Source organism: Dyella sp. CR10, from assembly GCF_055814425.1.
This window is the reverse complement of sequence record NZ_CP185986.1, coordinates 4,695,329-4,707,437: the sequence shown is the minus strand read 5'-3', so window position 1 is coordinate 4,707,437 and position 12,109 is coordinate 4,695,329. Positions and strand designations below refer to the sequence as shown.

The 12,109-nt window shown below is 67.9% G+C and carries 9 protein-coding genes; 3 read left to right on the top strand and 6 right to left on the bottom strand.

Features of this window, described 5'->3' with window-relative positions; genetic code table 11:
* Positions 1-14: 14 nt before the first annotated feature.
* The 3 genes from ACNR9O_RS21190 to ACNR9O_RS21180 all read left to right on the top strand — a co-directional run bounded on the left by ACNR9O_RS21190 (position 15) and on the right by ACNR9O_RS21180 (position 8,744).
* Positions 15-1,472: an efflux transporter outer membrane subunit gene (locus ACNR9O_RS21190; RefSeq protein ID WP_473700828.1), complete on the top strand. Its 1,458-nt coding sequence runs from the start codon at positions 15-17 to the stop codon at positions 1,470-1,472.
* Positions 1,473-1,482: 10 nt separating this feature from the next.
* Positions 1,483-2,250 (top strand): SDR family NAD(P)-dependent oxidoreductase, encoded by a 768-nt coding sequence (locus ACNR9O_RS21185; protein ID WP_473685041.1) that lies wholly within the window; start codon positions 1,483-1,485, stop codon positions 2,248-2,250.
* A gap of 536 nt (positions 2,251-2,786) precedes the next feature.
* Entirely contained in the window at positions 2,787-8,744 is a 5,958-nt protein-coding gene (locus tag ACNR9O_RS21180; RefSeq protein ID WP_473685043.1) for an autotransporter outer membrane beta-barrel domain-containing protein, read from the top strand.
* A gap of 39 nt (positions 8,745-8,783) precedes the next feature.
* On the opposite strand, the gene ACNR9O_RS21175 is transcribed toward ACNR9O_RS21180, so the two are convergent.
* The 6 genes from ACNR9O_RS21175 to ACNR9O_RS21150 form a co-directional block, all read right to left on the bottom strand.
* Complete coding sequence (locus tag ACNR9O_RS21175; protein ID WP_473685045.1) at positions 8,784-9,905, bottom strand: AI-2E family transporter; 1,122 nt, start codon at positions 9,903-9,905, stop codon at positions 8,784-8,786.
* Entirely contained in the window at positions 9,902-10,192 is a 291-nt protein-coding gene (locus ACNR9O_RS21170; protein ID WP_473685047.1) for a hypothetical protein, read from the bottom strand. Before ACNR9O_RS21170 ends, ACNR9O_RS21175 begins: the two co-directional genes overlap by 4 nt.
* Complete coding sequence (locus ACNR9O_RS21165; RefSeq protein ID WP_473685049.1) at positions 10,189-10,683, bottom strand: hypothetical protein; 495 nt, start codon at positions 10,681-10,683, stop codon at positions 10,189-10,191. Before ACNR9O_RS21165 ends, ACNR9O_RS21170 begins: the two co-directional genes overlap by 4 nt.
* A gap of 24 nt (positions 10,684-10,707) precedes the next feature.
* Positions 10,708-11,091: an ElaB/YgaM/YqjD family protein gene (locus ACNR9O_RS21160; RefSeq protein WP_473685051.1), complete on the bottom strand. Its 384-nt coding sequence runs from the start codon at positions 11,089-11,091 to the stop codon at positions 10,708-10,710.
* A 75-nt stretch (positions 11,092-11,166) separates the two neighbouring features.
* On the bottom strand, positions 11,167-11,322 hold the full coding sequence (locus tag ACNR9O_RS21155; protein WP_473685053.1) for a DUF1328 domain-containing protein: 156 nt from the start codon (positions 11,320-11,322) through the stop codon (positions 11,167-11,169).
* A 148-nt stretch (positions 11,323-11,470) separates the two neighbouring features.
* Entirely contained in the window at positions 11,471-12,097 is a 627-nt protein-coding gene (locus tag ACNR9O_RS21150; protein ID WP_473685055.1) for a YbhB/YbcL family Raf kinase inhibitor-like protein, read from the bottom strand.
* Positions 12,098-12,109: the final 12 nt, after the last annotated feature.

The following is a 12,109-nucleotide window of genomic DNA, read 5'->3' as shown; positions in this document are numbered from 1 at the left end:
CCTTGATTGAAACGATGCGCGGCTGGCTTGGCCGCCGCGCGCCACGGCAAGTCCGCCTCAGCGCGATGGCCGCCGCCCTGTTGCTGGCCGGTTGCGTCAGCGTGGGCCCGGATTACCACCGCCCCGACGAGAAACCGCTGACGCTGCAGGAGGCCGACGCAAAACAAGAGAGCGCCGAGGGCTTCCAGGCCGCATGGTGGAAGCAATTCAACGATCCGGCACTGGATGCGCTGATTCAGCGCGCGGCCAAGAACGCGCCGGATCTCAAGATCGCCGTGGCACGCCTGAAGGAATCGCGCGCGCTGCTCGGCGTCACCCGCGCCGACCAGTGGCCGACCATCGATACCGACATCGGCTACCAGCGCAGCCGCCAGCAGCAGCCCGGCTTCACCACCAACCGGGTGACGGCGGAAAGCTATCGCGCCGGCTTCGACGCGAGCTGGGAGATCGATCTGTTCGGCGGCGTGCGCCGCTCGGTCGAGGCAGCCGGCGCCGATGCCCAGGCCAGCGCGGCCTCGCTGCAAGATGCGCAGGTAACGCTGTTCGCCGAAGTCGCGCGCTACTACTTCGACCTGCGCGGCACCCAGCTGCGCATCGATGTCGCCAAGCGCGATATCGACAACCAGCGCGAGACGTTGCGGCTGATCCGTGCACGTTCCGACATCGGCACGGGCTCGGAGCAGGATGTCGCCAGCGCCAATGCGCGCCTGAGCGCGGTGGAAGCGCAGCTGCCGGTGCTGGAAACGCAGGCGCATGCCGACGCGGCGCACCTGGCGGTGCTGCTGGGCGAGCGTCCCGGTGAGCTGGATGTCGACTTGTCGCCCGGCAGCTTCAAGCCGATCGACGTGGCGCTGCCGATCGGCAACGCCGGCGACGTGCTGGCCCGCCGCCCCGACGTGCGCGTAGCCGAACGCGAGCTGGCCGCTGCCAACGCGCGCATCGGCGTAGCCAAGGCGGACTGGTTTCCGCACATCACGCTGGGTGGCTTCGTCGGTTTTCTCGCCGGACGCAGCAATGACTTCGGCGGTCCGGCGAGCCGCGCCTGGTCGATCGCGCCGAGTATCAGCTGGCCGGGCCTCAACGTGCAGCGCGTGCGCAATAACGTGAAGGCGAGCGAAGCACGCGCCGACGCGGCGCTGGCTAATTACCAGCGCACCGTGCTTCAGGCGGTGGAGGATGTGAGCAACTCGCTGGTCGGCTTCAATCTGCAGCGCGAGCGCGTGCAGAAGCTGCTCGACCAGGTGGCGCAGAGCCGCCGCGCGGCCGAACTGGCCCGCATCCGCTACAAAGAAGGCGCGACCGACTTCCTGCAGCTGCTCGATGCCGAACGCACCCAGCTGAGCGCCGAAGACGCGCTGGCCGAGGCGGAAGCGGCGATCAACCTTCGCGCGGTGGCCGTATACAAGGCCATCGGCGGCGGCTGGGAAGCCTGCGGCGACGAGCGCTGCAGCCAGGTGGCGCAGGTGCCGTGAGTGCGTAGCCATGAGTCCCCCGCTCGCTTTTCCTCGCCGCACGCCGCGTGAACGCGGCCCCGGCACCGAACCGCCGCTGAGCCAGCGCGTCGCGCTGGTCAGCGGCGCCAACCGCGGCCTTGGCCTGGAGGTCGTGCGCCAGCTGGCCGCCGCTGGCATGACCGTGCTGCTCGGCGCGCGCCACCTCGCTGCCGGCGAGAAGGTTGCCAAAGCGCTGCGCCGCGAAGGCGGCGACGTCTCGGCCGTCCAGCTGGACGTGACGGCGCAGGCAGACGTCGATGCCCTGATCCAGCGCATCGAACGCGACTTCGGCCGCCTCGACGTGCTGGTGAACAATGCCGGCGCGTTCTTCGACTTCGGGGACCGCGCTTCCAATGTCGACCTCGCGCGCGTGCAGGGCGCGCTGGACACCAATCTGCTCGGCGCGTGGCGTCTGAGCGAAGCGGTCATTCCCTTCATGCGGCGCCATGGCTACGGCCGCATCGTCAATGTCTCCAGCGGCTGCGGCGCGACCGACAGCGAGGGCGAAGACTGCCCGGCTTACCGGGTGTCCAAGGCAGCGCTCAATGCCCACACACGCATGCTTGCCGCGGAACTGAAGGGCAGTGGCATCCTGGTCAATGCGGTCTGCCCGGGCTGGGTCGCCACTGACATGGGCGGCCCGGGCGGGCGACCCGTCGCCGACGGCGCGGCCGGTATCGTATGGGCCGCCAGCCTGCCCTCGCGGGGGGCCGTTACCGGCGGATTCTTCCGCGATCGTGCGCCCATCGCCTGGTAACTAGCGCTCGACAGTCACCCAGGTGAGCTTGCCCCCGGGTGCGGCGTCCGGTCGCTGCCATACGTATGCAAGGCCTTTTGCAGGCCCTTGCTGACTAGACTGCGGCGCAGGTTTTGGCGGCTGCCTGCGTTTCGCAGTGACGTCCGCCGCTGCCACGCCTCCAGAACCCGGCCGCCCACAGCGCCATCCCGCGCCGTGCCCGCTTCATGCGGCCATAGAGGCCGCCTTCCGCGGCCGGGGACGCTCGTCCCTCCTGACCCCAACCCCGTACAGCTCGGAACGCCTGCTAGGGTCCGTCACGCATTTTTGATGGCCCATATGTGAATTAGCGCCCAGTTTTACTGTGATGCAGTTCCGCCAAAGCCACCCCGGGTGGCAGGTCACGGCCCCTATCCGGCGGCCGTGTGCGTGTACGTCGCGCCTGATCCATGGAGGAATCTATGCAGTACACCCAGCCTTCCCACGCGTCACGGCGTGCCCTCAGAACCGCAGTCCTCAGCCTCGTCGCCTTCGGCGCCATGCACGCGGCGCCTGCCATGGCCAGCTGCGCCACCAACACGTCGACCAACACCACCAACTGCGATACCGCCTCGCCCAATCCATGGACGTCGGTGGTCGGCAGCGGCCCGAGCACGCCTTCCGGCGCGGTGGTCAATCTCGCGCCCAACGCCCAGATCTCCGTAGGTAACTCGAACGCGGTCAGCCTGGGCGACAACGCGAACATCACGGTGGGCGCCGGAGCCAGCATCCAAAACAACGCCACAGGCGGTCCCGGCCTGTGGACAGCCGGCAACAATACGGTGGAATTCGGCTCGAACGGCATCATCAACATCGCGCAGGGCGCGCAGGTCGTAGCTGCCGGCACCCAGGCCAACGGCGAGGCCATCAATGTGATGGGCTCCGGCAATCAGATCATCAATCGCGGCCTCATCTCCTCGGCGAACGGCGCGGCGATCTGGTTCGAGGACCGCAGTGTCGGCGCCGGCAATGTGGTCGACAACTACGGCACTATCCGCAGCCTGCTCGGCACCAATACCAATGTGATCGGCAACAGCCGTGGCGGCGGCGTGACGTTCATCAACCGCAACGGCGCGCGGGTGGAAGGCAGCCTGTCCTTCGCCAGCGGCAACGACAATCTGACGCTGGAAGCCGGCTCGATCATCACCGGCAGCTTCAACGGCGGTGGCGGCACCAATACGCTGACGCTGTCCGGCGGTGCCGGATCGAGCGATTCGCTGACCGGCAATATCAGCAATTTCCAAACTCTCACCAAGACCGGCGCGGGCCTGTGGACGCTGTCCGGCGCGATCGGCAACAACGGCGGCGGCACGCCGCTGTCCGTACTGGTGCAGGAAGGCACGCTGGCGCTCACCGGCGACAACACCGGCTTCAACGGCAGCGTCACCGTCAACCCGGCCGGCACTCTGGAGGCCCGCGCGCAGAGTCTCCCACCGGCAGTGACCGACAACGGCCTGGTGCGCTTCGCGCAGCCGGACAACGGCACCTACGCCGGCGCGATCAACGGCAGCGGTGCGGTGGAGAAGACGCAGGCCGGCGTGCTGACGCTGACTGGCGTCAACGGCTATACCGGCGGCACCACGATCAAGGGCGGCACCATCGCGATTGGCGCGGACAACGCCATCGGCGGCAGCAGCGGCTCCATTACGCTGGACGACGGCGCGCTGAGCCTGACCAGCAGCTTCAATCTTTCGGCGACGCGCGCGGTGTCGATCACCGGCAACAACGGCGCCATCGACACCGCCTCCGGCGTCACCAGTACGCTCAGCCAGGGCATTACCGGCGCCGGTGCGCTGAGCAAGACCGGCGCGGGCACGCTCGTGCTGACCGGCGGCAGCACCTATGCCGGCGGCACCACCATCAGCGGCGGCACGCTGCAGCTGGGCAATGGCGGCACCACTGGCAGCATCGTCGGCGACATCGTCAACAACGGCACGCTCGCTTTCGATCGCAGCGATACGGTGACGACGGGCCAGCTGATTTCCGGCACCGGCACGGTCAACCAGATCGGCACCGGCAATACCGTGCTCACCGCCAACAACAGCTACACCGGCCCGACCAACGTCAACGCAGGCGCGCTGTACATCAATGGCAATCAGACGGCCGCCGCCGGTGCGACCACCGTGGCCAACGGCGCCACGCTGGGCGGCACCGGCATCATCGGCGGCAACGTGACGATCGCCGATGGAGCCACGCTGTCGCCGGGCGCCCCCACGGGCACGCCCGGCACGCTGACCATCCAGAAGGATCTGAACCTGAGCAGCGGTTCACTGCTCGACTACAACTTCGGCCAGGCCGGCGTGGTGGGCGGCCCGTTCAATGACCTGACCAAGGTCAACGGCAATCTGGTGCTCGACGGTACGCTCAATGTGCAGACGCCACCGGGCGGCAGCTTCGACACGGGCATCTACCGGGTCATCAGCTACCAGGGCACGCTGACGGACAATGGCCTGGCCATCGGCACCATTCCATCGCCGAACTTCTACGTGCAGACCTCGGTGGACAAGCAGGTCAACCTGGTCAACACCAACGGCCTCACGCTCAACTACTGGGATGGCGCCGCCGGCCCGAAGAACGACGGTCACGTCAACGGCGGCGATGGCGTGTGGCAGAACTTCAGCGGCAACGACAATTGGACCGACGACAACGGCACGCCGAACGCGCCGTTCTCCGACCGCGCCTTCGCGATCTTCTCCGCTGCGCCCGGCACGGTGACGGTGGACAACAGCCTCGGCAACGTCAATGTCGCCGGCATGCAGTTCGCCAGCGGCGGCTACACCATCCAGGGCGATGCGATCACGCTGGTGGGCACGGTGGCGGATCCGACGCATTCGGTGATCCGCGTCGGCGACGGCACCAGCGATGGCGCGAATTACACGGCGACGATCGGTTCGGTGCTCACCGGCAACTCTGCGCTGGTGAAGACCGACCTGGGCACGCTGGTACTCAATGCCGCCAACACCTACACGGGCGGTACGCTGATCAACGGCGGCACTGTGCAGGTGTCCAGCGACGCCAATCTCGGTGCCGCCGCCGGCGCACTCGGTTTCGACCGGGGTACGCTACGTACCACCGCGGACATGACGACCGACCGCGCGATCACGCTCAATGCCGGCGGCGGCACCCTGGCCACCGCGGCGGGCACGCAGCTGACCGTGAACAGTGCGATCGGCGGTACCGGCGCGCTGACCAAGGGCGAAGACGGCACGGCCATGCTCCTGGGCAATAACACCTATACCGGCGGCACCACGATCAGCGGCGGCACCCTGCAACTGGGCAACGGCGGCACCACCGGCAGCATCGTGGGCAATGTCGTCGACAATGGGGCGCTCGTCGTCAACCGCGCCGACATCGTGACTTTCAACGGCGCCATCAGCGGCAGTGGTTCGCTCAGCCAGATCGGCGGCGGCACAACCGTGCTGACCGGTAACAACAGTTATGCGGGCGCCACCAACGTCGATGCCGGCGCGCTTTACGTCAACGGCAATCAGGCTGCCGCCACCGGCGTCACTTCCGTGGCGAGCGGCACGACTCTGGGCGGTACAGGCACGCTCGGCGGCACCGTACTGGTGGCCGACGGCGCCACCTTGTCGCCCGGCGGCCTCGCCGCGCCAGGCACGCTGACGATCCAAAAGGATTTGAGCCTCGGTGCGCGCTCCACCCTCGACTACCGCTTCGGCCAGGCCAATGTGCCGGGCGGCGCACTCAACGACCTGGTCAACGTGGGCGGCGACCTGAAGCTGGCCGGCACGCTCAACGTGCAGATTCCGGCGGGCGGCAGTTTCGACGCCGGCATTTATCGCGTCATCAATTACCAGGGCACGCTGACGAACAACGGCCTGGTCATCGGCACGATCCCGTCGCCTGATTTCTATCTGCAGACCTCGGTGGATAAGCAGGTCAACCTGATCAACACCCACGGCCTCACGCTCAACTACTGGGACGGCGCGGCCGGTCCCAAGGACAACGGCGCGATCAACGGTGGCGATGGCGTGTGGCAGAACTACAAGGGCAACGACAACTGGACCGAGGCCACCGGCGCGATCAACGCACCGTTCTCGGATCGCTCCTTCGCCATCTTCACGGCTACGCCCGGCACGGTGACGGTCGACAACAGCCTCGGCAACGTCAATGTTGCCGGCATGCAGTTCGCCAGCGGCGGCTACATCATCCAGGGCGACGCGATCACCCTGGTCGGCACCGCGGCCGATCCAGCGCACTCGGTGATCCGCGTGGGCGACGGCACCAGCGGTGGCGCGAGCTACATCGCGACCATCGACTCGGTACTCAGCGGCAATTCCACGCTGGTGAAGACCGATCAGGGCACCCTGGTGCTCGGCGCAAGCAATACCTACACCGGCGGCACGCAGATCAACGGCGGCACCGTGCAGGTGTCCGGCGACGCCAACCTCGGCGCAGCTGCCAGCGCGCTCGGGTTCGACCAGGGCACGCTGCGCACCACCAGCAGCTTCAGCACCAGCCGCGGCATCACGGTCGATGCCGGCGGCGGCACGCTGGCCACCGCGGCGGGTACGCAGCTGACGGTCAACAGCGCGATCGGCGGTACTGGCGCGCTGACCAAGAGCGAAGGCGGCACGGTCATCCTCACCGCCGCCAATACCTACACCGGCGGCACCACCGTCAACGGCGGCACGCTGCAATTGGGCAACGGCGCGAGCAGCGGCAGCATCGTCGGCGACGTGGTCGACAACGGCGCACTGGTATTCAACCGCGCCGATACCGTGACCTTCAAAGGCACCATCAGCGGCAGCGGCACGCTCGAGCAGAAGGGCAGCGGCACCACGGTGCTCAATGGCACGAACACCTATACCGGCCTTACCACGGTGACGGCCGGAGCCTTGGCCGTGGGCGATGCGGCGCATGCGACGGCTGCGCTGAGCGGCGGCGGCGGAGCGCAGGTGCTGTCCGGTGCGACGCTGGGCGGCTATGGCAGCGTCAGCGGCGCGGTGAACAACGCAGGCACTATCGCGGTGGCCGATGCACTGCCCGCGTTCGCTGGCGGCGCAAAGGGCGGCTTCACCATCAATGGCACGCTGACCAACACAGGCCTTGCGCAGGTCGGCGGCAGCGGCATCGGCAATACGCTTACCGTGGGTCATTACGTGGGCCAGGGCGGTACCGTTGCGCTCAACACGCAGCTGGCCGGCGACAACGCGCCCTCGGATCGGCTGGTGATCGATGGCGGCCGCGCCACCGGCGCCTCCACGCTGAAGATCACCAACGTCGGCGGCGAAGGCCAGGAAACGCCGGGCAACGGCATCCTGGTGGTCAATGCGATCAACGGCGGCACCACCGCGGCCGGCGCCTTCGTGCTCGGCGGCCGTGCGGTCGCCGGCCCCTACGAGTACTCGCTGTACCGCGGCGGGCGCGACGGATCGACGCCGGACGCGTGGTACCTGCGTACCGAGATCAAGGAAGGCGGCGACAACGGCACCAACGTCGTCCCGCCAGAGCCGGAGCCCGGACCGGACCCGCGCCCCGACTATCGCCGCGAGGTCTCCGACTACACCGCGCTGTCGTCGATGATGCTCAACTTCGGCCGCGCCACGCTCGGCACGCTGCATGAGCGCATGGGCGAACAGGCGCAGCTGCCTGCCGCCGACGGCGGCGTGGATGGCGCCTGGGCTCGCGTGATCGGCCAGGACGGCAAGTGGAATGCGCGCGCCGGTGGCATCTACAACCAGGGCCCATCGTTCGACGACAACTTCGTCGCCGTGCAAGCCGGCGCTGACCTCTATCACCGGGAGATGGCCGACGGAGCATATGAGCGCGCCGGCTTGTACGGCGCGGTGGGTCACAGCCATGGCAGCGTGACGCATTACGACGGCAGCCGCGCGGGCAACAACAAGTTCGACGCGGTGTCGTTCGGAGGCTACTGGACCTACTACGGCGCGAAGCGCTGGTACATAGACGCGGTCATGCAGGGCAGCTGGTACGACGCCCGCTCCGGCTCCGGCGCGCTGGCCGATCTCAAGACCGATGCCTTTGCCTTCGCCGCATCGGTGGAAGCCGGCTATCCGTTCCAGCTGCGCAATCAGTGGATCATCGAACCGCAGGCGCAGCTGACATACCAGGGCGTGAGCGTGGACAAGGCATCCGACAGCGCCGCCGATGTGCGTTTCGGCAATGCCAACTCGGTTGCCGGTCGCGTCGGCGCGCGCCTCGCCCGCACCTGGGCGCTGGACGATGGTGCCCATCCGCGGCTGGTTACGGCATGGCTGCGCGGCAACGTGTGGCACGAGTTCTCGGCCAATCCCAGGACCGAGATCTCGTCGGAAACCGGCTTCGTGCCGTTCCGCTCCAATCTGCGCGGCTCGTGGTACGAACTGAGCGCCGGCGCGAACGCGCAGCTGACGCGCATGACGTCCGTCTATGCCACCCTGGGCTACCAGAAGGGCTTCAGCCGAGGCATCCAGGCCGTGAACGGAACCGTGGGCGTGCGGCTGAACTGGTGAGCCGGCGGGGCGGAAGCGACCCCTCGGATGGCTTCCGCCCTAGCGCTGCACCAGCAGCGCGAACCAGCGCCAGCCGCGGAGCTTCTCAGCGATCAGCTTGACGCTGGTGAGCATCGGCACGGCCAGCAGCGCGCCGGGGATGCCCCACAGCCAGCCCCACACCAGCAGCCATAGCAGGATCGCCACCGGGCTCAGACGCATCCGGCGTCCCTGGATCAGCGGCGTGATCAGGTTGCCTTCCACCATGGTGATGCCGGCGAAGGTGAGCGCCGGCAGCAGCGCCGCGCCAGGCTGGTCGAAATGCATCATGCCCACCAGCGCCAGCAACGTGGTGGTAGTGATCGAGCCGACATAGGGAATGAAATTGGCGATCATCGCCACCGTGCCCCACAGCACCGGATCGGGCACGCCATAGGCCCACAGCATCCCGGCAGTGATCGTGCCCAACGTGGCATTGATGGTTATCGTGGTGAGGATGTAGCGCGAGACCTCGACCTGGATGCTGCGCACGATCGATACGGTGCGGCGCTTGTAGCGGAAGTTCGGCGCGATTTCGACCAGCCGGCGCAGCAACGTGTCGCCGTAGATCAGAAAGAAGAACACCAGCAGCACCACGGTAAGCACCGCGGCCAGCACCTTGGGCGTGCCCATCAGCACGTCCCACGTATCGAAGGCGACCGTAGGCGGCCGCGCAGCGGGCCGCGCGGCCTGACCGCCGACCAGGGTCTGCGTGGCACGGTTGGCCGCCTCCAGCGGTTGCATGACGGCGCGCAGCTTCGGAACCACGTTGCGCACCAGCGCCGGCGCGTCGTGAAACCACTCCAGCGCCGGCGGCGTGAGCCGCGCGATGCCGGTGACGAGCCCGGAGATCAACGCGATCACCAGCACGCTGGCGCTGAACCAGCGCGGCACGCGACGGCGTGCGCAGAAGGCCACGATCGGATTGAGCGCCAAGCCAATGAAGGCGGCCAGCACCAACGGAATCAGCAAACCGCGCGCGATCGTGACGGTATAGAGCAGCGCCAGCGCCAGCAGCATGTTGAGCACCACGCGGATGCGCAGCAGATGCCGCTGGGCGAGGCGAGGAACCCAAGGAGCCTGCGCACCGTCATGTCCCCCGCCGGCAGGCGGCGGCGGTACCAGGGGGCCGGCATGGCTCATGAGGGATCGAAGCCGCCTTCGCTGAATTCGGCGACCAGACGTACGGCCTGCGTCACCAGTTCGGCCGCGCTGCCGCTGAGCAGCGCACCCAGGCCCGGTATTCGCAGCGGGTGCACATTAAGCGTGCCCAGCACCACGCCGAGGCCTGCCGCCACGCTCACCGTGCCAAGGGGATGCCGGCGGCCACGCGCCAGCAGCGCGCCGGCCGGCTCGGCCAGGGCGTCTCGCGCCGCGGCCACGCGGCCGCGCGCTTCGCGCACGGCACGCACTTGCTTGAACATGCTCATGTGCCCTCCTCCCGTTTCGCGCCAGCCGGATCCGTCTCCGGCATGGACGCGTCGCGACGCTCGGACCGGCGCATCGCCTGCCTTATGGTCTCACGCCACTCGGCGCGCGAGGCGGGCAGGCTCAGCCAATGCATGCAGCGGCGGAACAGCACGATCATGGCGTACAGCAACAGCGCCTGCAGCACGCCCAGCACCACTAGCGCCCACGCCCAGGAATGCAGCCATTGCGCGAGCAGCACGCCGATCAGGGCCATCAGGGTCAGGCCCAGGCCCACGCCGGCGACGGTGGCGGCCAGGGCCGCCAGCAGCATCCAGGAAATCGCGCTGCGCGCCAAGCCCAGTTCGGCGATGAACAACGACCATTGCGCGCCGAACAGATGCCGAGCCGCGCGACCCGCGCGGCCTATCTCGTCGAGCAGGCCCGGCGCGGCGTCCGCTTGCGGGCCATCCCCGGACGTCGCAGGGCCTTCCTCGCCTCCGGCATCTTGCATCCCCTATCCTCGCCGTCCGCCGGATCAGCGACGCAGAATGCGGCCGAGCAGCCAGCCCGCGCCCAGCGCGATGGCGACCGACTGCACCGGCTTCTCGCGCACGTAGTCGCGCGCCTTCTCCAGCCAGACGTCCGCGCGGTCCATGGCTTCGTCGTAGGCTTCACGGCCGCGCTCGCTGTATTCGTTGGCCTTCTCGCTGGCGCGGGTGGCGGCGCCGGCCGCTTTGTCGGTGGCGCGATGGATGCCTTCCTCCACGCGATCGGCGGCGTGGTCGAATTTCTCTTTGGCGCCGGCTACGGCATCGGACGCGGCGTGCTTGATGCGCTCGGCCTTCTCCTCGATGCGGCTGCCGCCCGTGCCGATGGCCTGATCGGGAGTCGTTTCCTGCGCCCGGACTTCATGGTTCATGGCGTTCTCCTTGGGACGGGAAGATGGACTCTAGCGAATTTCCCGCGCCGATGTGCGCGGAACGGAGCTTCGCATTCAGCTGGCCCGCCGGAAGAACGCGATCGCGGCGAGGATCAGGAACACGATGAACAGTATCTTGGCAATGCCCGCCGCGGTGCCTGCGATTCCGGTGAAACCCAGCAGCGCCGCGATGATGGCAATGACCAGAAAGACCAGGGCATAGTGCAGCATGGCGCGATTCCTCGGTGGCGAAGCGGGACGGAACGTCCTTGGCTCATTCATCCATAGCGCGCGCCTTGCCGGCGTGAAGGCCGCGCGCCGCGGCCTGCACACCTTCACTACATCGAACCGCTACAGCGTTTGGCGTGCTAAACGGCCGCTAAGCGCGCGCCACCGCGCGGTCGTAGATCGCATACGTGCCGACGATTTCCGTCTCGGCGAGCACATGGCCGCGCATCGCCTTGCGCAGTTCGTCGATGGTGAAACCGTCGGCCAGCGCCAGCGTGGTATCCAGTGCATAGACGCGAAAGTGATAGTGATGCAGACGCTCGTCGTTCCATGGCGGACACGGGCCGTCGTAGCCCAGGTACTCGCCGCCCATGTCCGGGTCGCCCTGGAACCAGCCGGTGTAGTCGTTCTTGCCCTGCACGCTGCCGGGCGGTCCGGCCGGCGCGCGCTTGCCGCGCGCGACGATGCCGGTGCTGCAGGCGCCTTCGCCCAGTTCGACGAACTCTACAGGGATGTTCGCCATCAGCCAGTGGACGAACTCCACGCGCGGCAGATCGGCGGGCACGGTGCGATCGGGCTGGTTGACGTCGTCGCCGCGGCTGGGCACGTCGGTGTCGATGCAGGTGAGCACGTACGAACGCGTGGCGGGAGGCGCATCTTTCCACGCCAGGTGTGGGCTGAGATTGTCCGACAGAGCCACCGGTTCGCCAGGCTTGCCGAAAGCGAGCCGGGGCGGAATCGGCTGACCGTTCTGGAAACTATCGCTGCGTAGCTGCAAGGCTGTTCTCCT